Annotated in this window: 25 protein-coding genes; 15 read left to right on the forward strand and 10 right to left on the reverse strand. The window is 38.1% G+C overall.

Features of this window, described 5'->3' with window-relative positions:
- The first annotated feature begins 64 nt into the window (after positions 1–64).
- The 4 genes from BMX18_RS05560 (at position 65) to BMX18_RS05575 (ending at position 2,738) form a co-directional block, all read left to right on the forward strand.
- Positions 65–400, forward strand: a complete 336-nt coding sequence (locus tag BMX18_RS05560) for a zinc ribbon domain-containing protein YjdM (RefSeq protein ID WP_039696985.1) — start codon at positions 65–67, stop codon at positions 398–400.
- A gap of 188 nt (positions 401–588) precedes the next feature.
- Positions 589–1,230 (forward strand): amino acid ABC transporter permease, encoded by a 642-nt coding sequence (locus BMX18_RS05565; protein ID WP_014334657.1) that lies wholly within the window; start codon positions 589–591, stop codon positions 1,228–1,230.
- An 11-nt stretch (positions 1,231–1,241) separates the two neighbouring features.
- Entirely contained in the window at positions 1,242–1,871 is a 630-nt protein-coding gene (locus BMX18_RS05570) for an amino acid ABC transporter ATP-binding protein (RefSeq protein WP_074482136.1), read from the forward strand.
- A gap of 24 nt (positions 1,872–1,895) precedes the next feature.
- The gene (locus BMX18_RS05575) at positions 1,896–2,738 is read left to right on the forward strand and encodes an amino acid ABC transporter substrate-binding protein (protein WP_093815523.1); all 843 of its coding nucleotides are present in this window, start codon (positions 1,896–1,898) and stop codon (positions 2,736–2,738) included.
- Positions 2,739–2,896: 158 nt separating this feature from the next.
- Here BMX18_RS05575 and BMX18_RS05580 read toward each other — a convergent pair whose 3' ends face one another.
- Together BMX18_RS05580 and BMX18_RS05585 are read right to left on the reverse strand one after the other, a co-directional pair.
- Positions 2,897–4,099 carry a cation diffusion facilitator family transporter gene (locus tag BMX18_RS05580; protein WP_093815525.1) on the reverse strand — a complete coding sequence of 401 codons (1,203 nt, stop codon included), beginning with the start codon at positions 4,097–4,099 and terminating at the stop codon, positions 2,897–2,899.
- A gap of 175 nt (positions 4,100–4,274) precedes the next feature.
- On the reverse strand, positions 4,275–5,603 hold the full coding sequence (locus BMX18_RS05585) for an alanine/glycine:cation symporter family protein (RefSeq protein ID WP_093815527.1): 1,329 nt from the start codon (positions 5,601–5,603) through the stop codon (positions 4,275–4,277).
- Between the two features lie 374 nt (positions 5,604–5,977).
- On the opposite strand from BMX18_RS05585, the gene BMX18_RS05590 reads away from it, so the two are divergent.
- The 4 genes from BMX18_RS05590 (at position 5,978) to radC (ending at position 10,067) form a co-directional block, all read left to right on the forward strand.
- Complete coding sequence (locus BMX18_RS05590) at positions 5,978–7,441, forward strand: glycoside hydrolase family 1 protein (protein WP_093815529.1); 1,464 nt, start codon at positions 5,978–5,980, stop codon at positions 7,439–7,441.
- 67 nt (positions 7,442–7,508) lie between these two features.
- On the forward strand, positions 7,509–8,123 hold the full coding sequence (locus BMX18_RS05595) for a histidine phosphatase family protein (protein ID WP_093815530.1): 615 nt from the start codon (positions 7,509–7,511) through the stop codon (positions 8,121–8,123).
- A gap of 92 nt (positions 8,124–8,215) precedes the next feature.
- Positions 8,216–9,331, forward strand: a complete 1,116-nt coding sequence (locus tag BMX18_RS05600; protein ID WP_093815532.1) for an AI-2E family transporter — start codon at positions 8,216–8,218, stop codon at positions 9,329–9,331.
- 55 nt (positions 9,332–9,386) lie between these two features.
- Entirely contained in the window at positions 9,387–10,067 is a 681-nt protein-coding gene (gene radC / locus BMX18_RS05605; protein ID WP_014334663.1) for a RadC family protein, read from the forward strand.
- 96 nt (positions 10,068–10,163) lie between these two features.
- Here the strand turns inward: radC and BMX18_RS05610 are convergent, their stop codons facing one another.
- The 5 genes from BMX18_RS05610 to BMX18_RS05630 all read right to left on the reverse strand — a co-directional run bounded on the left by BMX18_RS05610 (position 10,164) and on the right by BMX18_RS05630 (position 14,039).
- The gene (locus BMX18_RS05610; protein ID WP_093815534.1) at positions 10,164–10,805 is read right to left on the reverse strand and encodes a redox-sensing transcriptional repressor Rex; all 642 of its coding nucleotides are present in this window, start codon (positions 10,803–10,805) and stop codon (positions 10,164–10,166) included.
- 133 nt (positions 10,806–10,938) lie between these two features.
- A complete protein-coding gene (locus BMX18_RS05615) occupies positions 10,939–11,286 on the reverse strand; it encodes a DUF1831 domain-containing protein (RefSeq protein WP_039696976.1) in 348 nt (115 codons plus the stop codon).
- Position 11,287: 1 nt separating this feature from the next.
- The gene (locus BMX18_RS05620) at positions 11,288–12,403 is read right to left on the reverse strand and encodes a cysteine desulfurase family protein (protein WP_093815536.1); all 1,116 of its coding nucleotides are present in this window, start codon (positions 12,401–12,403) and stop codon (positions 11,288–11,290) included.
- Between the two features lie 8 nt (positions 12,404–12,411).
- Positions 12,412–13,383, reverse strand: a complete 972-nt coding sequence (locus tag BMX18_RS05625; protein ID WP_039696974.1) for a ribose-phosphate diphosphokinase — start codon at positions 13,381–13,383, stop codon at positions 12,412–12,414.
- A gap of 86 nt (positions 13,384–13,469) precedes the next feature.
- Positions 13,470–14,039, reverse strand: a complete 570-nt coding sequence (locus tag BMX18_RS05630) for a CYTH domain-containing protein (protein ID WP_014334666.1) — start codon at positions 14,037–14,039, stop codon at positions 13,470–13,472.
- 137 nt (positions 14,040–14,176) lie between these two features.
- On the opposite strand from BMX18_RS05630, the gene BMX18_RS05635 reads away from it, so the two are divergent.
- From BMX18_RS05635 to BMX18_RS05655, 5 genes are all read left to right on the forward strand, one after another.
- Positions 14,177–14,842, forward strand: a complete 666-nt coding sequence (locus tag BMX18_RS05635; protein WP_039696973.1) for a GTP diphosphokinase — start codon at positions 14,177–14,179, stop codon at positions 14,840–14,842.
- Positions 14,817–15,653: an NAD kinase gene (locus BMX18_RS05640; RefSeq protein ID WP_039696972.1), complete on the forward strand. Its 837-nt coding sequence runs from the start codon at positions 14,817–14,819 to the stop codon at positions 15,651–15,653. The genes BMX18_RS05635 and BMX18_RS05640 overlap by 26 nt, the downstream gene beginning before the upstream one ends.
- Positions 15,650–16,540, forward strand: a complete 891-nt coding sequence (locus BMX18_RS05645; RefSeq protein ID WP_074868817.1) for an RluA family pseudouridine synthase — start codon at positions 15,650–15,652, stop codon at positions 16,538–16,540. Before BMX18_RS05640 ends, BMX18_RS05645 begins: the two co-directional genes overlap by 4 nt.
- Positions 16,541–16,557: 17 nt before the next feature.
- Positions 16,558–17,556, forward strand: coding sequence for a phosphate acetyltransferase (pta, locus tag BMX18_RS05650; RefSeq protein ID WP_039696970.1), 999 nt, complete (start codon positions 16,558–16,560; stop codon positions 17,554–17,556).
- Positions 17,557–17,626: 70 nt separating this feature from the next.
- Positions 17,627–18,382, forward strand: a complete 756-nt coding sequence (locus BMX18_RS05655; RefSeq protein ID WP_093815537.1) for an SDR family oxidoreductase — start codon at positions 17,627–17,629, stop codon at positions 18,380–18,382.
- A 31-nt stretch (positions 18,383–18,413) separates the two neighbouring features.
- Here the strand turns inward: BMX18_RS05655 and BMX18_RS05660 are convergent, their stop codons facing one another.
- On the reverse strand, positions 18,414–18,809 hold the full coding sequence (locus BMX18_RS05660; protein WP_093815539.1) for a sodium transporter: 396 nt from the start codon (positions 18,807–18,809) through the stop codon (positions 18,414–18,416).
- Between the two features lie 163 nt (positions 18,810–18,972).
- Between BMX18_RS05660 and BMX18_RS05665 the strand changes: the two genes are divergently transcribed.
- Together BMX18_RS05665 and BMX18_RS05670 are read left to right on the forward strand one after the other, a co-directional pair.
- Positions 18,973–19,815 carry a Cof-type HAD-IIB family hydrolase gene (locus BMX18_RS05665; RefSeq protein WP_093815541.1) on the forward strand — a complete coding sequence of 281 codons (843 nt, stop codon included), beginning with the start codon at positions 18,973–18,975 and terminating at the stop codon, positions 19,813–19,815.
- 167 nt (positions 19,816–19,982) lie between these two features.
- Positions 19,983–21,401, forward strand: coding sequence for a glycoside hydrolase family 1 protein (locus tag BMX18_RS05670; protein WP_039696966.1), 1,419 nt, complete (start codon positions 19,983–19,985; stop codon positions 21,399–21,401).
- A gap of 45 nt (positions 21,402–21,446) precedes the next feature.
- On the opposite strand, the gene BMX18_RS05675 is transcribed toward BMX18_RS05670, so the two are convergent.
- Positions 21,447–22,103 (reverse strand): ABC transporter ATP-binding protein, encoded by a 657-nt coding sequence (locus BMX18_RS05675; protein ID WP_093815543.1) that lies wholly within the window; start codon positions 22,101–22,103, stop codon positions 21,447–21,449.
- A 13-nt stretch (positions 22,104–22,116) separates the two neighbouring features.
- Positions 22,117–23,640, reverse strand: coding sequence for an ABC transporter permease (locus BMX18_RS05680; RefSeq protein ID WP_093815545.1), 1,524 nt, complete (start codon positions 23,638–23,640; stop codon positions 22,117–22,119).
- Between the last annotated feature and the right edge of the window lie 178 nt (positions 23,641–23,818).

Consider the following 23,818-nt stretch of genomic DNA (forward strand, 5'->3'; position numbering starts at 1 on the left):
ATAATGTAACTTTTAACTTTATGACAGTAATAAAGTTATAGCTATTTTTTGATAAGGAGAAATGATGTCTTTACCAAATTGTCCAAAATGTAACTCTGAGTATGTTTACGAAGATGGATTAATGTTAGTTTGCCCAGAGTGCGCTTATGAATGGAACCCAGCTGATTCAGTTGAAGAAGAAGATGGCTTGGTTGTTCTTGATAGCAACGGAACTCGTCTTGCTGACGGTGACAGTGTTACTATCGTTAAAAACTTGAAAGTAAAAGGTGCACCAAAAGATCTTAAACAAGGAACTCGTGTTAAAAACATTCGTCTTGTTGAAGGTGACCACAACATTGATTGTAAAATCGATGGTTTCGGTGCAATGAAATTAAAATCAGAGTTTGTTAAAAAACTATGATGACATTAACGCTATGAGTTTTGCTCGTAGCGTTTTTTATATTTAAAGATATTATTTACATAAATATAGTTATGTTATTAAAATTCATTTTTATAAGGTCAAATGATAAAATATTCTTCTTTACTCCCCAATTGTTTGAAAATTTGATATAATACTATAATAGTAACAAATTCTTTTTAGGAGATAACATGTCATATATTTCACAAGTTCTGCCTAGCTTGTTAGATGGCGCTGCGGTAACTTTGCAAGTTTTCTGTATTGTTATTGTGCTTTCCATTCCGATTGGTGCTATCCTAGCTTTTTTGATGCAGATTAAATTTAAACCTTTGCAATGGTTGTTGACATTATATGTATGGATTATGCGTGGAACACCATTGCTATTGCAACTTATTTTCTTCTACTATGTTTTACCAAGTGTAGGAGTGGTTATGGACCGTATGCCTGCGGCAATTTTGGCATTTACCTTGAATTATGCAGCTTATTTTGCTGAAATTTTCCGTGGTGGGATTGCTGCTATTCCTAAAGGTCAATACGAAGCTGCAAAAGTTTTGAAATTAAATCAGTTGCAAACCATTCATTATATTATTTTGCCACAGGTTTTCAAGATTGTTTTACCAAGTGTTTTCAATGAAATTATCAACCTTGTCAAAGACTCTTCACTCGTTTATGTTCTTGGGGTTGGTGATTTGTTGCTTGCAAGTAAGACAGCTGCCAACCGTGATGCAACACTTGCACCGATGTTTGTGGCAGGGGCTATTTACTTGCTTATGATTGGTATTGTTACCTTGATTTCAAAACAAACTGAGAAAAAATTTGATTATTATAAATAAGAGGTGACCAGATGTTAGAATTAAAAAATATTTCCAAACAATTTGGTCAAAAGAAAATTTTTGATCATTTTAATTTAACAATTGAAGATGGTAAAATTTTGTCTCTTGTAGGACCTTCAGGTGGTGGTAAAACCACTTTACTACGCATGCTTGCTGGTCTTGAAAAAATTGATTCGGGTGAAATCATCTATAATGGTGAAGTTGTTCCGATTGATCACTTAGAGACACTTAACTTGCTTGGTTTTGTTTTCCAAGACTTTCAATTGTTCCCACATTTGTCTGTTTTAGATAATTTGATTTTGTCACCTGTTAAAACAATGGGAATGACAAAAGAAGCGGCAAAAGAAAAGGCGCTTGGTCTTCTTAAACGTCTTGGTTTGGGAGAACATGCGGATGCTTATCCTTACTCATTATCAGGTGGGCAAAAGCAACGTGTCGCCCTTGCTCGTGCGATGATGATTGATCCTCAAATCATTGGTTATGATGAACCAACGTCAGCGCTTGACCCAGAATTACGTCAAGAAGTTGAAAAATTGATTTTACAAAACCGAGAAGCTGGAATGACTCAGATTGTGGTTACCCATGATTTACAATTTGCAGAAACGATTTCAGATCACATTTTAAAAATTAATCCAAAATAACAGAAAGTCTCATTAGGTGTCTTTATGAAATTGAAAAAAGTTCTTTTAAGTGCTATGGTGCTTGTTGCGACAGTTAGTTTAGCTGCTTGCGGGTCATCGTCATCAAAAAAAGTTGCTAAGACAGACCAATGGAAAACTTATCAAAAAGATGGAAAGATTACGATTGGTTTTGATAACACTTTTGTACCAATGGGGTACGAAGATGAAGATGGCAAAAATGTTGGTTTTGACATCGATCTTGCCAATGCCGTCTTTGAACAGTATGGTATTAAAGTGAAATGGCAATCAATCAACTGGGATATGAAAGAAACTGAATTGAACAACGGTACGATTGATTTGATTTGGAATGGTTATTCTATTAGTGATGAACGTGCCGAAAAAGTTCTCTTTACAAATCCTTACATGGTTAATGAACAAGTGCTGGTCACTAAAAAATCTTCAGGTATCACAAGTTTTGCAGGGATGAAAGATAAAGTTCTCGGAGCGCAATCAGGTTCATCTGGTTACGATGCTTTCAATGCAAAACCAAAAGTCTTAAAAGATATTGTATCTGGCGGTGATGCGACACAGTATGAAACCTTCACACAAGCCCTCATTGATCTTAAAAACGATCGTATTGATGGTCTCTTGATTGATAAAGTTTACGCTAATTATTACCTTGAACAAGAAGGTGAATTAGATAACTACAATATCATTGCTAGTGAGTTTGATGGTGAAGATTTTGCTGTAGGTGCTAGAAAAGCAGATAAAACATTGGTTAAGAAAATTAATCAAGCTTTCCAAAAACTTTATCAAGAAGGCAAATTCCAAGAAATCTCAAACAAATGGTTTGGTGATGACGTGGCAACTGATGCCGTTAAAAAATAATTTAACAGAGTTTCAAGTAGCAATACTTGGAACTTTTTGTTTTCATTTTTTTCTTGATTATTAATGGTATCGTGCTATAATAGATATTAGTTAACCAGTTAACAAAAATAAACTTCTAAGCACCTAAAAAACCAGGAGTATTAGTCCTGGTTTTAAGGTTAATCTTTGGATGTAGTTTGTGGAGTGATTTGGTGGAAGACAAGGAACCAATTTTCCTTGCGACGCCAGATACTGGTATGAGTCATATTATCGAGCTTATAAGTGATAAGCTTTGTTTTTTGGCTGATAGAGGTCATTTCAAAGGCTTCGATATTGCTCATGTAATGTCTTTTACGAGCCGTCATTTCAGATTTGGTATAGGAATGACCGTCAACGTCAATGAGGTAGAAGTCATCTGAGATTAATTCTTCATAATCTGGAATCTTAGCAAGAATGGTTTTTTCTGCCTTGTAAAGTTTCTTGTAGACATTATCCCAAATCTCATCTTCAGGGATTGCTCCTGGTTCAACGTGAACATCTGTATCGTAAACAGAGAATTCTTTACGAAGGAGTTCTTCGATTTGTTCAGTAACTTCGTGGCTTTCGTAAACTGATAGGTCAGGATTCATCTCAACAACAATATCAAGATAGATGTTGCTTCCGTATGAGCGACCACGTTGGGATTTTACATTTGACACTTTTGGTAATTTGAGGATAGCTTCTTTGTATTTTTGAAGTTCTTTTTGGTCAAAGCCATCTGAAAGACTAAAGGCACTTTCGATAAAAATATCATAGGCTGTTTTCAAAATGAAGTAAGTAATAACGATGGCAGCCAATCTATCAATGATGACTAAGTTAAATGAAGCTGCGAGGATGGCTACAGAAGTACCGATAGAAGTGACAGCATCAGAAAGATTATCTTTTGATGCGGCTAAGAGTGCGCTTGATTTGACACGTTGTGAGAGGCGTTTATTGTGAAGGTAAACACCATACATAATCGCTGCAGAGATGACTCCGACAATGGCACCTTCAGGATCAAGAGGTGTCATGCTACCTGAGATGATTTTTTCAATGGTTTGAAAGAGAACTTTAAAGCCAATGTAAAACATGATGAAAGAAGTGATCAAACTTGATAAATCTTCCATTTTCCAATGACCAAAGCGGTGATCTTCATCGGCTGGTTTGCTCGCCAAATGTAGTCCAATTAAAAGCACAACATTTCCGAGAATATCAGACAAGTTGTTAAAACCATCAGCGATTAATGATGATGAATTCAAAAAATAACCAGTGACTAGCTTCAATAAGGTGATGACCATGTAGGCAATAATACTAACAATGGGCCCTCGTTTTGCTAAGCGTAGATTTTCTTCTGGTGTTGACATAAGAAATGCCTCCTTTGTTCAAATGAGGTTATAAATGTATCAGTAGATTATGTTAAATTTGAGCTACCTTTTATTATATCACTAAAACGCCTCTTTTGGCACAGAAATCCCGTTAATAAGCGTTTTCTTTAAGAGGAAAAATAAGAGATTAGGATAATCCCTAATCTCTTATTTTTTAATGTGTATCGAAATAGTGTTTTGTTTCTTTGATAATAATTGGTGAAAGGGCTAGTAAGGCAATCAAGTTTGGAATTGCCATCAAACCGTTAACGATATCAGCGATAACCCAGATAGTTTCAAGGCTAATGTAACCGCCAAGAGCGACCATAGCGATGAAAATGATACGGTAAACTGGAATAGCTTTGACACCAAATAGGAATTCAAAACAACGTTCTCCGTAATATCCCCAACCAAGAATTGTGGTAAAGGCAAAGAGAATTAAACTGAATGTCAAAGCATAGACACCAAAGTTTCCAAAGACACTAGAGAATGCTGATTGTGTCAAAGTTGCTCCGTTAAGATTGCTTGACCAACCACCAGTAACAATAATTGAAAGTCCTGTTAGGGTACAAATAATGATGGTATCAATGAAAGTACCAGTCATAGAAACAAGACCTTGTTCAACAGGTTCGTCAGTTTTCGCAGCAGCAGCAGCGATTGGTGCAGAACCAAGCCCAGATTCATTTGAGAAGATACCACGTGCGATACCAGCTTGGATGGCTGTGATAACAGTTGCTCCAGCAAAACCACCAGTTGCTGCTTTTCCAGTAAAGGCTGATTTAATAACCAAAGCAATACTTGGAAGAATTTGGTTACAATGGAAAGCAAGAATTGTAATTGTTGCTAGAATATAAATGATTGCCATAAAAGGAACAATTTTTTCAGCAACTTTTGAAATTGATTGAATACCACCGAAGATGATAATGCTGACAAGGACAGCCAAGACAATACTGATGATTTTTGGTGACCAGCCAACAGTGTTGCTAAGTGAATCAGTGATTGAGTTAACTTGTGTGAAAGTCCCTGAACCAAACAAGGCAACCATTACCCCAAAAATTGAGAAGGCAATGGCCAAAGGTTTCCAACGTTTTCCCATCCCATTAACAATGTAGTGCATTGGACCACCAGAAATTTCACCATTTGCATCTGTTGTACGGTATTTGATGGCTAAAACACCTTCAGCATATTTTGTAGCCATTCCAAAGAATGCGGCCATCCACATCCAAAGAAGTGCCCCTGGACCACCAAGTTTGATGGCAGTTGCGACACCGACAATATTACCAGTACCGACAGTTGCTGCAAGAGCAGTAGCTAGTGCAGCAAAACTTGAAATATCCCCTTTACCTTTTGCTTCAGATTTAAAGATTAGTTTTAAGGCCTTTGGGAGGCGGAAAACTTGCAATAATCCTAAGCGAGAAGACAAATAAATTCCTGTTCCAACAAGAAGAACAAGAAGAGGTGGTCCCCAGACTAGACTGTCTAAAGACGATAGAAAATTATACATAATTAAACTCCTAAGTCAGTCATAGTACTGTAATCATTGGTTAAAGGGTAAATCATCAAGTGACTCTTTATCTTTTAGCCATTAAATCAGTACTACTTATTAAAATATATTTCCCATTTTCAGAAAAAATAGAATAATTTCAACTAATTAATTATATAGAGAGAAAGGGCTTTTGTCAAATTTTCTTCTATAGAATGAATGAAAAATGAGTAGTTTTCATACTTGATTTCATTTTTTGAAAAGATTTTTCCTTTAAGGTGAGGAAATGGTTTTATTATCATGTGATAGTATTGTTTTTTAAGATAATAGTGATAGAAAACACTTACATTTCAAGATATAATACAAGAGTAAACTAAAGTATGAGGTGAGAAAATATGACAAAACAATTTCCAAAAGATTTTTTATGGGGTGGTGCAACAGCTGCCAATCAATTTGAAGGGGCGTGGAATGTTGATGGACGCGGACCTGCTACCTCAGATACGTCACGTGCAGTAGCGCCAGAAGAGAGAAAATCAATGGGAAGTGAATTCAATAGCCCAATGACTCGTGCTAAATTGGATGCTGCTTTAAATGACACAGAAGGTTTGTATCCGAAACGTTGGGGTTCAGATTTTTATCACCGTTACAAAGAAGATATTGCTCTTTATGCGGAAATGGGCTTTAAGACTTTCCGTATGTCAATTGCCTGGTCACGTATTTTTCCAAATGGTGATGATGCCATTCCAAATGAAGTAGGGCTAGCCTTTTATGACAAAGTTTTTGATGAGCTTAATAAATATGGCATCGAACCCCTTGTGACATTGTCACATTATGAATTTCCAATTCATCTAATCACAGAATATGGTGGTTGGAAGAATCGTAAAGTGATTGATTGCTTTGTGCGCTATGCTGAAACAGTCTTTAATCGCTACAAAGATAAAGTCAAATACTGGTTAACTTTTAATGAAATCAACATCATTGGCATGACAGGTTATTTATCTGGTGGTCTCTTATTTGAAGATGGAAAATTGAATCTCCAAGACATGTATCAAGCAGCGCACCACCAATTTGTGGCATCAAGCTTAGCCACAAAAGTTGGTCATGAAATCAATCCTGACTTTAAAATTGGTTGTATGTTAGCGCGCATGCAAGCCTATCCAGCTACATGTAATCCTGATGATGTCATGGAAGAGATTAAAAAAGACCATGAAAATCTGTTTTTCTCTGATGTCCAAGTACGTGGTAAATACCCATCATATGCTAAACGTTTCTTTAAAGAAAACAATATTGAGTTAGAAATTGCTGATGGTGATCTGGAAATTCTTGAAAAATACCCTGTTGATTTCATGTCATTCTCATATTACATGAGCTCTATTGCACGTAAGCAAAAATCTGGTGAAGAAACTGATGGAAACCTTATTCTAAGCGAACCTAATCCATATCTGGAAGCTTCTGACTGGGGCTGGCAAATTGACCCTGTTGGGCTTCGTATCACTTTAAACAAGCTTTACGACCGTTACCAAGTACCACTTATGGTTGTTGAAAATGGTCTTGGCGCCCTTGATAAGGTGGAAGAAGATGGTTCAATTCATGACCAATACCGTATTGATTATCTGGAATCTCACGTCAAACAAATGTATGAAGCTATTGAAGATGGTGTTGACTTGATGGGATATACTTGGTGGGGTTGTACAGACCTTGTTTCAGCTTCAACTTCTGAAATGTCTAAACGTTACGGTTTTGTTTACGTTGATGCGGATGACCAAGGAAATGGTAGCTTTGACCGCTCACGCAAAGATTCATTCTTCTATTACAAAGATTTGATTGCAACACGCGGTGCAAATATTTTAAACGATTAATAAGCTAAACTCGGTTGAAGGCATTCAACTGAGTTAGTTTGCTTATATTGAGATTAGGGAGGAAAAGATGGTTAAAACATTTTACCTAATGCGACATGGACAAACTCGGTTTAACGTTCAAGGACGTATTCAAGGAGCTTGTGATTCTCCATTGACAGAGGAAGGGATTGAACAAGCTAAGGCAGCAAGACAGTATTTTGAGCAAGAAGGGATTACTTTCACGCGTGTCTATTCGTCAACGCAAGAGAGAGCTTGTGACACAGCTGAACTAGCGACTGGGCGAGCAGACTACATTCGCTTAAAAGGCATTAAGGAAATGGATTTTGGAGCTTATGAAGCGCATCAAGAGTATTTGAATCCGCCAGTTCACCACGAAGATGGCTCAGGCTATCGAGACTTTTTCGTACGTTATGGTGGAGAATCAAACGTTCAGGTTTATGAACGCATGGAGCGGACTATTCGTGAAGTTTTGGAAGATAGCAAAGAAGATGAGACTTTGTTATTTGTCAGCCATGGTGGAGCTATTATGCAGTTTTATTTGCATGCTACGAAAAATCCGCCAACTCCTAAAAAACGTCCAGCTAACTGTGCGATTTTCAAAATAACTTATGACGGAAAAGAAATGTGTGTTCAATCGATTTATAATCCAAGCACGCAAGAATATATCTTTGAGCGGGATTGAAATGATAAAAGCAGGCAAAGCAGCAGACTTTTCGACATTTTAATAAAATTTGCTATAATGGGAATAACTTTATTAAGGAGAATTTATTCCCCATGAAATTTGAGAAAAAACAGGTCTATTATATAGTTCTTGCTTTTGTGATATGTTACGCGATTAAAGCATATTGGGATACGGGAACATCACTTGTGGCGACGGTGATTAAAGCGAGTCAGCCATTTCTGATTGGAGCTGGTATTGCTTATATCGTAAATATCGTCATGAGCCTTTATGAGATGATTTTCACACGTCTGATTAAAAATAAATACCTTTTGAAGGTAAAACGGGCTGTCTCAATGATTTTGGCTTATTTAACCTTTATCTTGTTGATTAGTTGGCTCTTTTCAATTGTTCTACCAGATTTGATTGCTAGTATCAATTCACTGTTGAAGATTGATACTAGTGGTATTGCGAACTTCATCAAAGAAGTTAATGACAATAAAGTTGTCAAAGATGTTTTGGCATATTTTGGACCATCATCAGATGTGACGACGACATTGTCAGATTACAGTCAACAGATTTTGAATCAAGTTCTGTCAGTTTTGACAAGCATTTTAACGTCAGTAAGTACCATTGCCTCAACGCTTCTGAATGTCTTTATTAGTTTGGTCTTTTCAATTTATGTGCTAGCTAGCAAAGAACAACTATCTCGTCAATTTAATCTGTTAATTGATTCTTATCTTGGAAAATACGCTAAGACTGTCCACTATGTTTTAGATATTTTACACCAGAGATTCCATGGTTTCTTTGTCGGACAGACCTTGGAAGCAATGATTCTTGGTAGTTTAACAGCTGGAGGTATGCTTTTGTTGCATTTGCCTTATGCAGCAACTATCGGGATTCTAGTGGCCTTTACAGCCTTAATTCCAGTTGTAGGAGCTTACATTGGTTTGACGATTGGATTTATTCTGATTGCGACCCAGTCAGTCTCTCAAGCTATTTTCTTCGTGATCTACCTTGTCGTTCTTCAGCAATTTGAAGGAAATCTTATTTACCCGCGCGTGGTTGGTGGCTCAATCGGATTACCTGGTATGTGGGTATTGATGGCTATTACCATTGGCGCAGCGCTTTGGGGCGTTTTAGGAATGCTAGTAGCTGTACCTTTAGCAGCTAGTCTTTATCAGATTATCAAGGACAATGTCGCTAAACGCCAAGAAAATCGTTTAGAATAGCGAATTAAAGAAAAAAATACCTCTAACTTACGAATAAATAAGTGGAGGTATTTTTATGTATGCAATAGAAATGAAAGCAGATGCCATGTTGCCACGCGAACGATTGAGAGATTTAGGTGCCGAGCAATTAAGCAATCAAGAATTATTGTCCATTTTATTACGAACAGGTACCAAGACAAGACCAGTTTTAGAGGTAGCTAATGATATTTTAAAACACATCGATACACTTGCTGACTTTCAGCATTTATCCTTACAAGAATTGCAAAAAATTAAAGGAATTGGCTATGTCAAATCTATTGAAATCAAAGCAATGATTGAACTGGCAAAGCGCATTAGCAAAGCAGAATATGTCCAAAAAGAGCGTATCATGAGTAGTGAACGTTTGGCTAGAAAGATGATGTTAGAGTTGAGCGATCAGAAGCAGGAGCATTTGGTGGCGATTTATTTGGATACTCAGAATCGCATTATCGAACAACGGACGATTTTTATTGGTTCGGTTCGTCGTTCAATCGCAGAACCTCGTGAGATTTTGTACTATGCTTGTAAAAACATGGCAACTTCAGTGATTATTATTCACAATCACCCGTCAGGTTCACCAGCACCGAGTGAAAATGACCTACGATTTACCGAGAAAATGAAACGAGCTTGCGATGATATTGGCATAGTCTGTTTAGATCACATTATAGTAGGCAAATACCAATATTATAGTTTTAGGGAAGAAACAGATGTACTGTAAAACTAAAAAAACCTGAAAGGAAAACTCTCAGGCAAGAAAAAGTATTCTAATACTAAATAAACTCAGCTAAGCAAAAAGCAGTTGGATTGCAGTTTGTTATTGATTTGATTGACTCATGAAATAAAGAAGTGTCTGTAATTCACTCGTTAAGTCAACGTATTGGACGATGACACCTTTTGGAACATTTAGATGAACGGGAGAGAAACTCAAAATACCACGGATACCAGCTTCAACCAAGATATCAGCAACTTCTTGAGCTTTAGTACTTGGAACCGTTAAGATAGCTGTTTCTATGCCAGCTTCTTGTGCGTATTCTTTAAGTGATGAGATACCATAAACTGGAATACCATCTGATGTTTGATGTCCAACAATTTCATTATCGTCCGTATCAAAAGCCATAGCAATTTGCATCTTGTTACGATCATGGAAACGGTAGTGAAGTAATGCTCGACCGATATTACCACATCCAACCAATAAAACATTTGTTGTTGAATGGTCGTTTAGGATATCAGCGAAGAAGTTCATTAATTTTTTGACGTCATAGCCGAAGCCACGTCTTCCTAGCTCACCAAAATAGGAAAAATCTCGGCGAACAGTTGCAGAATCGATTCCCATAGCATCTGCAATTTGTTTTGAACTTGCTTTTTCGACATTATCTGTATTAAAACGTTTGAAAATGCGATAATACAGCGAAAGTCGCTTAGCCGTTGCTTTAGGAATAGATTTCTCAGTAGTCACAATACCATCTCCCTTTTACTTGTTACATCTATTGTAACAAAAACTTTGTGAAATTAAAAACAAATTTTACAAAATAGAGTAAAAAAACAACCCCAAAGCTAATAAGAAGTAGCTAGGGAGTTGTTTTTATTGATTAAGCTTCTTTTTTAGTGAAAATATCACGTTCAACGAGGCTGTCCATCAAGAAATAGAATTTTTCTTGGAGGATTTTATTATCTTCAGATTTGAAGATATTAACGAAACGAAGCCCTGATTTGTCAGTAATGCTTAGTTTGAAGCCTGTCAAATCTTTGTTGATAGTGATTTTTAATGGGAATCCATCACCTGAATTAGGGACTTTTTCCAATAAACGCGTTAATTCGTAATTACCGATACGGTTTTGCGTAAAGGTTGTGTCACGAAGCGTATATTTTTTAATATTATCGCTAATAGCATAGCTGTAAAGACAGTCTTTTAAAGTGATTTCTTTTTCAAATGCCATCCTATTTTCCTACAATTTCTATTAATTTTTTAGCGAGTTCTTGAACTTCTTCGATAGTGTTAAGTTCTGAGAAGCTAACGCGGATTGATTCTGCCAAACGTGGTGAATCTTCACCATATAGGCTTGCCAAGACGTGACTTGGATCGACAGTACCAGCAGTACATGCAGAACCAGTTGAAACAGCGATACCAGCTAAATCAAGTCGAGTTAGGAGAATACCGTTGTTTTGATTTGGAAAACCAATGTTGAGCACGTGAGGCATTTTGTTTTGGCTACCGTTGATGTAATAGTCTAAGCCAGAAATAGCATCAAGGAAGGCTTGACGTAGTTCTTGGACGTGTTTGTAATTAGCATCTTTGTTAGCAACAGCATCTGATAGGGCTTTTGCCATACCAGCAATACCAATCATATTTTCAGTGCTAGCTCTGCGTTTTTCTTCTTGTTCCCCACCATGGAGCAAATTATCAAAGTGTTGTGGTGTTGAGTAAAGAATACCCACACCTTTTGGTCCGTGGAATTTATGAGCAGAAGCTGAAAGGAAATCAGCTTTAATCTCTTCAGGATAAACATCAATTTTCCCGATTGCTTGAACAGCATCAACGTGGAAAGCAGCTTGATGGTCTGAGAGAAGTTCGCCAATTTCTTTAACGGGAAGAAGGTCACCTGTTTCGTTGTTTGCAAACATTGTGCTGACTAAAATCGTATCATCGCGAAGAGCGTCAGCCACTTGTTTAGCAGAAATGTGACCATCTTCAGGTTTTAGGTATGTGACTTCAAAACCAAAACGTTTTTCCAAATACTCCATTGTATGAAGAACGGAGTGGTGTTCGATAGAAGTGGTAATGATGTGTTTACCTTTTTCTTGGTTAGCAAGAGCATAGCCTTTGATGGCAGTGTTGTTGCTTTCAGTAGCACCAGATGTAAAGATAATGCGGCGTGGGTCAGTTTTTAAAGCTGAGGCAATGGTCTGGCGGTAAGAACGCAAACGCTGGTTAGCGTGACGTCCAATCCCATGAATACTTGATGGGTTACCAAAATCGTTGACCATAATTCCTGTCATTGCATCAATAACAGAAGGTGTGAGAGGGGTAGTTGCAGCATTATCGAGATATATCATATAGTAAATTAATCCTTTTTAGCGTTATATGAGAATAGTGGGCTGAGCGGAGTTTTTTCGTGGATACGAATAATCGCGTCAGCAATCAATTTGCTTGCTGAAAGGTATTTAATGTTCTTAGGCAAGCGTTCTTTAGTAGCAACTGAGTCAGTTACTAAGATTTCTTTAATAGGAGCAGCATCAAGGCTTTCTGCAGCAGCTCCAGCAAATAGACCGTGACTAGCAACGGCATAAATTTCAGTAGCGCCATCGCGTTCAACGATTTTAGCTGCCTCAGCAAATGTTTTACCAGTGTTCAAAATGTCATCGATAAGGATTGCTTTTTTACCAGCAACATCACCGATAATGTAGCCTTCTTCACGGTGTGCATCATCTTCAGCGTAGTCGATGATAGCGATTGGTGAATCAAGGGTTTGAGCCAAGCTACGAGCACGTTTGATACCAGAGTTTTTAGGGCTGACAACAACAACGTCTTCACCTTTCAAACCAAGGTCGCAGTAGTATTTAGCAAACAATGGAACAGTGAAGAGGTTATCAACTGGGACATCAAAGAAACCTTGTACTTGAACAGCGTGAAGGTCAAGAGTCAAAAGACGGTCAACACCAGCTTTAACAAGCATGTTTGCTACAAGTTTAGCTGTGATTGGTTCACGTGATGCAGCAATACGGTCTTGACGTGAGTATCCGAAGTAAGGGATAACGACATTGACAGTGTGGGCGCTGGCACGTTTACAAGCGTCTACCATAATCAAGAGTTCCCAAAGGTTGTCATTAACAGGGTAGCTAGTTGATTGGATGATGTAGATATCATCACCACGAACTGTTTCTTCGATGTTAATCATGATTTCGCCGTCTGAAAACTTGCGTGTTGACACTTTTCCAAGAGGGACTCCAACTTCGTCCGCAATTTTTTGTGCAATCTCTACGTTAGAAGAAAGAGAAAAAAGCTTGAATTGTTTGTCGGCGTAATGTTCTGCCATGATATAAATAAACTCCTTTAAAATTAATACTTATATTTTACCAAAAAAACTGAAATAATTCAGCATTTTCTAAGGAAAAAGCGCCTTTAATTTCGCTTAAGGGTTGCGCTAAAGCGAGCAACTTTGCTTTTAGCATACTTAAAGTCAATGTCATGCTGAGCTAAGAAGTTGTCAAAATCTTTTTTGCCTTTTTCAGCATTTTCAACTTCTAGTTCAAGTTCATAGTCTTTAATATCAGCATATTGATTGCTATCAAGAGCCATAAGACCAATATCTGTCATTGTTTCGCGGCGTGTTGTCGTCAGACTACCAAAATTTTTAAGGCTTGATAGTTTAACACCATTTTCTTCGATAAGTTTCAAAAAATCAACTTCTGGAAATTGACCAGATTTGATGATTTCTTTGGCATCAGCCACACTCAAATCATAGTTGTATTCCAAATTACCAACTTCTTTTGGAATTTTCAATGTGATTTCTGCGCGATTTGGCAATGTCCGAATGCGAAGAGACATGCGATGTGCTTTCATGTCAAAATTATCTGAATCGAAGTAGTAATTCGTTTGCGTTACTGGTGTAACGTGTGAAAGTTGACTGTTAAGACGATTGAATTCGTCTTTAGTGAGTAATGTTTTGTACTCAATTTCAAGGTGTGTCATAAAATAATTTTCCTTTTTTCCTCAATTAGAAATATGGTATAATAGGTTTGTTATATTAATTCTATACAAAAGTCAATTTTTTGACAAGGATTGGTTATGTCTGCGTGACAAGCCCATCCCATTAGGAAGGAAATGTGATGGACTGGGAGAAATTTTTAGATCCTTACATACAAACTGTTGGTGAATTGAAGATTAAATTGCGCGGAATCCGCAAGCAATTTCGTAAACAAAATCGACATTCACCGATTGAGTTTGTGACTGGTCGTGTAAAATCGGTCGAAAGTATCAAGGAAAAAATGGTGCTACGCGGGATTAAACCAGAGAACATTGAACAAGATTTGCAAGATATTGCTGGTCTTCGTATTATGGTTCAATTTGTTGATGACGTTGATGAAGTTTTGGCACTTTTACGTAGTCGACATGATATGAAAATCGTGCAGGAACGTGATTACATCACGCATATGAAAGCCAGTGGTTATCGTTCATACCATGTTATTGTGGAATATCCTGTTGATACCATTGATGGTCAAAAAACAGTTCTAGCTGAGATTCAAATTAGGACTTTAGCGATGAACTTCTGGGCAACGATTGAACATTCATTGAACTATAAATATAAAGGCGAGTTTCCTGATGAAATTAAAAAACGTTTGGAAACAACAGCAAAAATTGCCCTTGAGTTGGATGAGGAGATGCGAAAAATTCGCGAGGATATTAGGGAAGCACAGCTTTTATTTGATCCCGCAAGTCGGAAATTAAGTGATGGTGTAGGAAATAGTGATGACACAGACGAATATTACAGATAAAGTAACACGTGTTGCTATCGTAGCAAACGGGAAATATCAGAGTAGACGAGTTGCCTCAAAGCTTTTTGCGGCATTCAAGGAAGATAAAGGATTCTATTTGTCTAAAAAAGATCCAGATATTGTCATTTCCATTGGTGGTGATGGCATGCTGTTGTCTGCTTTTCACACGTATGAAAAGATCCTTGATAAAGTCCGCTTTGTGGGAATTCATACCGGTCATCTGGGGTTTTACACCGATTACCGAGATTTTGAAGTAGAAAAGTTAATTGAGAATTTGCGAGCTGATAAGGGGCGTAAGGCATCTTATCCAGTTTTGCGAGCTAAAATCACTTTAGATGATGGTCGTGTGGTGAAAGCGCGCGCCCTTAACGAAGTAGCCATCAAACGTATTGAGAAAACAATGGTTGCTGATGTTGTCATTGATAAAGTGAAGTTAGAGCGTTTCCGTGGTGACGGTATTTCGGTATCGACACCGACAGGAAGCACAGCTTACAATAAATCTTTAGGCGGAGCTATTTTGCACCCAACGATGGAAGCGATGCAGTTGACAGAGATTTCTAGTCTTAACAACCGTGTTTATCGCACCCTTGGGTCATCTGTGATTGTGCCGAAAAAAGATAAAATTGAAATCATTCCTAAACGCCAAGGCGTTTATACAGTGTCAATCGATAACAAAACCATGCATTATAAAAATGTGTCTAAAATTGAATATTGTATTGACAATAAAAAAATTAGTTTTGTGGCAACCCCCTTCCATACAAGTTTCTGGGAGCGCGTGAGAGATGCCTTTATAGGAGAAGTAGATTCGTGAGATTTGAATTTATTGCGGACCGACGAACAAAAGTAAAAACATTTTTAAAGGGACATGATGTCTCAAAAGGTTTATTAGCCAAAGTTAAATTTAAAGGTGGAAATATTTGGGTAAATGGCGTTGAGCAAAATGCCATTTATTTATTGGATGTGGGAGATGTGGTGACGATTGAAATTCCTGATGAACAGGAACATGAAACCCTTATTCCAGTCAAGCATGACCTTGATATTGCCTATGAAGATGATCATTTTTTGATTATCAATAAACCCCATGGTTATGCAAGCATTCCAAGTGTTTTGCATTCAAATACCATTGCTAATTTTGTCAAATATTACTACATGGAGCAAAATTATCCTAACAAGCAAGTTCACATCGTAACTCGACTTGATAAGGATACAAGCGGCTTGATGCTCTTTGCCAAACACGGTTATGCCCATGCTCGACTTGATAAACAACTACAAAGTAAGACCATTGAAAAACGTTATTATGCCTTGGTTTCTGGTCAAGGTGAACTAGAAGATGAGGGTGAAATCATTGCGCCGATTGCTCGAGATGAAGATAGTATTATCACACGTCGCGTTCATCCGTCTGGAAAATACGCTCACACAAGTTATCGCGTTGTGGAACGCTTTGGCGATGTGGCTTTGGTAGATATTCGACTTCACACAGGACGAACTCACCAAATTCGTGTGCATTTTGCTCACATTGGTTTCCCACTTTTGGGAGATGATTTGTATGGTGGTCGCATGGATCTTGGCATTACGCGACAAGCGCTTCATTGCCATTATCTACGTTTTGTAGACCCTTACACAAATAAAGAGATTATCCAAAGCGCAAACTTGACAGATGACTTTGATAGCGTTATCATGAAGCTACAACAAAAATAGATGGAAGGTTAATTTTTATGGGAATTCGATCTTTATTTGGTAGCTTAAGGGAAAAAATTGTTGGTAAAAACCTCAAAATTGTTTTTCCTGAAGGAAATGATGAACGTGTTCTTCGTGCAGCCGCTCGTTTAAAATTTGAAGGTTTGATTGAACCAATTATTTTAGGAGAAGCTACGGAAGTTCGAGAATTATTGGCTAAATTCGGTTTTGCTGATCAAAACTATGTGATTATTAACCCGCAAACTTATGATAAGTTTGATGAGATGAAGGAAGCCTTTCTTGAAATCAGAAAAGGTAAAGCAACTCCTGAAGATGCTGATCGTCTATTGAAAGATGTTAATTATTTTGGTGTTATGTTGGTCAAACTTGGTTTGGCTGATGGTATGGTTTCTGGTGCGATTCACTCAACAGCAGATACTGTTCGCCCAGCTCTTCAAATCATCAAAACAAAACCAGGCATTTCCAGAACATCAGGTGTCTTCTTGATGAACCGTGAAAGCACTGATCAACGTTTTATGTTCGCAGATTGTGCTATCAATATTGATCCGAATGCTCAAGAATTATCTGAAATTGCTTTAAATACTGCTGAAACGGCAAGAATTTTTGACATTGATCCAAAGATTGCCATGCTTAGCTTTTCAACAAAAGGAAGTGCAAAAGCACCTCAAGCTGAAAAAGTTCGTGAAGCTACACAACTGGCTAAAGGACGTCAGCCTGAATTGGCTATCGATGGTGAATTGCAATTTGATGCCGCTTTTGTTCCAAGTACAGCAGAAGTAAAAGCACCAGATAGTGACGTCGCTGGACAAGCAAACGTCTTTATCTTCCCAGACCTTCAATCAGGAAACATTGGCTACAAGATTGCTCAACGTCTCGGTATGTTTGAAGCAATCGGTCCAATTCTTCAAGGATTGAACAAACCAGTCAATGATTTATCACGTGGTTCAAGTGCAGAAGATATTTATAAATTAGCTATTATCACAGCAGCTCAGGCCGTTGATGACATGAACGAATAATAAGAAAGAATCAGTTGGCTGATAACCAACTGACTTTCTTATATATAGAAGAGTATAGAAAGAGAATGACATGACAAAAATCGCATTAGTAACAGGCGCTTCGGCAGGATTTGGAAAAGCCATTGTTAAGAAATTAGTAGCAGATGGTTACCAAGTCATTGCAAGTGCTCGTCGTTTGGAGAAATTGCAGAGCTTACAAGCAGAACTAGGTAGTGACAAGGTTTATCCTTTGCAAATGGATGTTTCTGAGCCAGAACTCATTGATCAAGCTTTAGCAAGTTTACCAGAAGCTTGGCAGCAAATTGACCTTTTAGTCAATAATGCTGGGTTGGCACTGGGCTTAGACAAGGCATATGAGGCAGATTTTACTGACTGGATGACTATGATTAATACTAACATCGTCGGTCTAACTTATCTGACACGTCAAGTCTTACCAGACATGGTTAAGCGTAATTCAGGGATAATTATTAACCTTGGGTCAACAGCAGGAACTATTCCATACCCAGGAGCCAATGTTTATGGTGCTTCAAAAGCATTCGTCAAACAATTCTCGCTAAATTTGCGTGCTGATCTTGCCGGTACAAAGATTCGTGTGACGAATATCGAACCAGGACTTTGTGAAGGAACAGAGTTCTCAAATGTCCGCTTCAAAGGTGACGATGAACGTGCTGAGAAACTTTACGAAGGAGCGCACGCCATTACGCCAGAAGATATCGCAAACACCGTTTCTTGGGTGGCTAGTCAGCCAGAGCATGTTAATTTTAACCGTATTGAAATGATGCCAGTGTCTCAAACATACGGTGCGCAGCCTGTTTATCGTGATTAAGAATAAACAAAAAGAGCCTTTTGGCTCTTTTTTAATCATCGAAAATAGGATTGGTGCTAGAAGGTCCAGAAGTGACATCAGACCAGCCAACGATTGCTTGACCAGATTCATTTAGGTAACTTGCCAGAACAGGCTTTAAGTCTTGGATAAAAGTAATAACACCCATAAGTTCACCAGAATCATCTTTAACTGCTTGATAAGTTTGAAATAAGATACGGTCAAATGATTCGGTAGGAATTTGAAAATGAAGGGCTTGTTCTGGTGCTTGCTCAAGGCTGGTCCAAATCCATTGTGGTAATTCATTTTCTTCGGGTTCAGAGAAAAAAGAGCCGTCTGAACGATTATTGCTATAAATCAGTTTTAAATTTTTATCATAAAAACTAGCTCGGTAAGGAAGATGAGCCAGTAAGTCTTTTACATTTTTCATGGTTTTAGGATAGCGATTTTGTATCAGAAATGCAAGCAAGCTGTCTGAAAGCTGTCAGCTGGAAAAAAAGCAGAGGAAAGTATCAGTTTTTCGTAAGATATAACTATCGTTTTCAAACTTTTCTTAGTAAAATAGAGGCATTAAAAACGAAGAGGACAGTGCTGTGAGTAAAATTATTTTTTTAGATGTTGATGGAACCTTGGTGGATTATCACAATCGTATTCCAGAATCTGCTGCGATCGCAATTCGACAAGCGCGTGCTAATGGGCATAAAGTCTTTGTCTGTACGGGACGTAGTCGTGCAGAAATGCAACCTGAATTATGGGAAATTGGGCTTGATGGCATGATTGGGGGCAATGGTTCATATGTCGAGTACAATGGAGAAGTTATCATGCATCAGATGATTTCAAAAGAAGATTCGAGAGCGATTGTTGACTGGTTACATGAGCGCGGATTGGAATTTTATTTGGAATCTAATAACGGATTGTTTGCTTCAGAAAACTTTAAAGAAGCTGCTCGCCCAGTCATGCGCAAGTACGTCATGCAAAAAGGAAAAACAGCCGCAGAAGTAGAACACATGGAAGCTGAAGATGCTCTTCATGGCTTGGTTTATGGTGGCAAATTATACCGTGATGACCTAAATAAAGTCAGCTTTATTTTGAATTCTTACCAAGATCATTTGGATTCTGCTAAGGCTTTTCCAAACTTAAAAGCTGGCACTTGGGGTGGTCGAGGGGAAACAGCTTTATTTGGCGACCTCGGCGTTAAAGATATTACCAAAGCGCATGCCATTGACGTTATTTTAGAGCATTTGCAGGCTAGTCGTGAGGATACCATTGCTTTTGGTGATGCCAAAGTGGACATTCCAATGCTTGAGTGTTGTAAGATTGGTGTTTCTATGGGAAATGGTGGCCCAGAAATTCTAGCTATGGCTGATATGGTGACTGACGATGTCGAAGAAGATGGCCTTTACAATGCCTTTGCCAAATTAGGTCTGATAGGATAAGACGGGTTTAAAATAGGATTTGTCAGATTGTTTATATTTTGTTTAGATATCTGATATTTGTCCTCGTTTTTTCGTATGATAGTACAAGGATAGCGTTGGATAGCATTAGTTTTTTAGAAATGATAGCGCTATAATTGTAGTCAATGAAAAGTTAAAAGGAGATTGACATGTTACACAAAACGCTAAAACCATTTCCAGATTATTTCTTGTGGGGAGCTTCAACCTCTGCTTACCAAGTAGAAGGTGCCTCTTTAGAAGACGGCAAAGGACCTTCTTGTCAAGATGTGAAAGAATTGCCAGCAGGAACTGCAGATTTGACAGTTTCAGTTGACCATTATCATCACTACAAAGAAGATATTGCCTTGATGGCAGAAATGGGCTTTAAATCTTATCGTTTTTCAATTTCTTGGTCACGTGTTTTGCCAAACGGGACTGGCGAAGTGAATCCAAAAGGAATTGAGTTTTATAACAACTTGATTGATGAATGTTTGAAATATGATATCGAACCAATTGTGACAATGTTCCACTTTGATATGCCAGCAGCGCTTGATGAACGTGGCTCATGGTCAACACACGAATCAGTAGATTGGTTTGCTGAATATGCGCGTGTCTTGTTTGAAAACTTTGGTGACCGTGTTAAATATTGGTTGACAATTAATGAACAAAACATGTTGACCTTGGTTGGTCCGGTTATTGGTACTCTTCACGTGCCAGAAGGAACAACAAACCTTACAAAAGAAATTTACCAACAAAATCACCATCAATTGGTAGCGCAAGCTAAAGCTATGCAACTTTGTCACGAAATGCTTCCAGAAGCTAAAATTGGTCCAGCACCAAATATTTCATTGGTTTATGCGGCTTCATCAAAACCAGAAGATGTTCTAGCTGCTCAAAACTTCAATGCAATTCGTAACTGGCTCTATCTTGATGCTTATATCCTAGGTGAATACAATAACCTTGTCTGGGCATACCTTGAAGAACAAGATGCTACACCAGTGATTACTGATGAAGATCGTGCCATCATGAAAGCTGCAAAACCAGACTTTATCGGATTTAACTACTATAATACAGCAACAGTAGCTGCATCAGATGGTACAGAAAGCTTGAACCCATCAGCTGACCAACAAACAGCGCGTGGAGAAGCAGGTTTCTACCGTGGTGTTGACAATCCAAACCTTCCAAAAACTGAATTTGGTTGGGAAATTGACCCAGTCGGTTTCCGTGCAACTGTTCGTGAAATGTATAGCCGTTACCGCTTGCCACTTTTGGTTACTGAAAACGGTCTTGGAGCTTACGATACTTTGACAGAAGATGGTAAAGTTCACGACCAATACCGTATCGATTATCTTCGTGCTCACATTGAACAAATTCAATTAGCGATTACGGACGGTGTTGATATGCTTGGTTACAATCCATGGTCAGCTATTGACCTTATCTCAACACACGAAGGCATTCGTAAACGTTATGGTTTCATTTACGTTGACCGTACTGATGAAGAAGTTGGCAGCCTTGAACGTTACCGCAAAGATTCATTCTTCTGGTATAAAAAAGTTATCGCAAGTAACGGACAAGATTTGTCAGATTAAAATAAGAAGAAAAAGCACTCAGCAGTTTTGCTGGGTGCTTTTCGTTTATAGTTGGGTGAATTGTTTTTTCTTGAGTTCAAAAACGACATCTGTTTCTTTAGCGACAGCCGTTTCATGTGTCACGATAATCACGGTTTTATTTTGCTGATGGGCGATGTCTTTAAAGATATTGACAATGTCTTGGGTGGTTTCTTCGTCTAAGTTTCCCGTTGGTTCATCAGCGATAATGACATTATGATTGGTTGCTAGGGCTCGGACGATGGCAACACGCTGTTGTTGACCTCCGGAAAGTTGAAGAACTGGTTTATCAATCATTTCTTTAGGAATGCCCACCAGCTCAAAAAGCTCATCGATTTTAGCATTGTCAACGGGAGTGTTTGTGATTTCGAGTGCTGTTTGAACATTTTGACGTGCAGTCATGTAAGTCATTAAATTATAAGCTTGAAAGATAGTTGAAACAGCGTTTTTACGGTAATTGGTCAAGCCAGACTTATTAATATCTTTGTCATCTAAGTAAATCTTGCCTGTTTTTGGGCTATCTAAGCCAGCCAGCAAGGAAAGAAAGGTGGTCTTTCCACTTCCTGATTGACCAAGAATGGCATAAATTTTTCCTCTTTCGAAGCTTAAATTAACATCTTTGAACAGGTAATCATCTGGATTATTAGTGTACCAATAGCCAATATTTTTAGTGTGTAAGGTCATATGAGTGTCCTTTCTAATTTGATGATAAGATATCTTTTGGTTTCATGCGAATGATACCAATACTTGCTAAGATAGTTGAGATAAATGAGATGATAAGGGCAATTCCACCGAGTTTAGCGACATCAGTTCCTGTTAGTTTGATGTCGAGATTATCGATTTCTTGTGGTGAAGTTGTTGCCATTGACATCATGTTGCCAAAACCACCGCCGGATGGTTTGTCATTTTGGGGTTTTGAGCCATTTTGCTTATTGTCATCATTAGAAGAGTTTGTTTCTTGACCAGGACCACCGCCATTAGGTCCTTGGTTTGTAGTTTGTTGTGTCTGAGTCGAAGATGATAACAGTTGGTTACCAAGAGCATTTCCAACAAAATTTCCTGCAAATGATGCAATCACAAGAGAAACAATAGTTACCATGAATAACTCTGTGAAGAATTGGCCGATAATTTTAAGGCGATTTTCACCCAAGCTCATGAGAACTCCAATTTCGTAACGGCGCTCACGAATGCTTAAAATAACAATCAAGGTTAGGATAACTGCGCCAGCAATAGCCACCAAAATAACAATATTTTGTGCAATTGATGAAATGTTATTGAGTGGTGAAAGCATTTGTTCGTAGATTTCATCGCTTGATGTCACAGAGTAAGTGTCGGTGTCGATTTCTGATTTTACTTCTTTAACGAAACTGTTCATTTTTTCAGGATTTGAAAGGGTATAGACAGCTGAATCAAGTTTATCTGTTTCACCTTTCATGGTATTAGCTGTTGTCAGTGTTGTGTAAATGTTGTTTTGTGGGTTTGAGGCATTTGACATCATTTGTGCTGTCGTTGCTGTTGATGAATTGTCGTAGATACCAATGACAGTTAGAGTGTAGTTTGTCTCAGTACTATCTACAGTAGTTGTTACTGTGAAAGTATCACCTACACTTAAATTGTTTTCGCTAGCCAAATCTGAAGAGATAAGTGCGGAGTTGTCGGCAGTTTCTGAAGTAATGCCGTCTCCTTTAGAAATCGTACTTGTTCCTGAAGTGAAGTCACTGACATTGTCAGTTGTGTTAACACCAGTAATGGTAAAATCACCCGATGCCATCATGGCGCCGTGGTTCTCAGGTTGGTTGCCATTTTGTGAAGCATTATCGCTTGAATCATCGGAAGATGAAGAAGTAGAGATAGCAGAAATACCGTCACCTGCATTAGCCGTTGTGGTTGTTGTGAAAAGGTATGATGAGACACCGCTTTTTTTTGCGATTGATTTTGCTGTTGCAAGGTCAACAGAAGTAGTAGCTGTGGTGGTGCTACTTGAGTCAGAACTATTTTCGCTGTCAGGTTTAAAAGCCTTCATCATAGCTTCGCGATTAACGGATAAAGTCACTGTTGCACCCGCTTGTTTTTTAGCTGATGTGACAGCAGAATCTGCCGCATTTTTAATGGTTAATCCAGCTAGCACAAAAATTAAAATCGCACTAGTCACCAAAACGAGTAGTCCCGTGCGTCCTTTTTTAGCTTTTGTCGCAAGCCATGCTCGCTTAATAAAATTCATGTCAATAACTCCTTTGCAATCGTATTACAAAAAAAGTCTAGGGGATTAAACTTAAGTCAAACTGAAAGAAAACTGAAATAAAACTTAAAAATTGTGAAAATGCAACCACCAAATATCGTCCGTAAAAACCGAACGATATAAAAATATAAAATAAAAATAATTGACATAAAACGAATGA

Source organism: Streptococcus sp. 45, from assembly GCF_900108865.1.
GTDB classification, from domain to species: Bacteria; Bacillota; Bacilli; order Lactobacillales; family Streptococcaceae; genus Streptococcus; species Streptococcus ruminicola.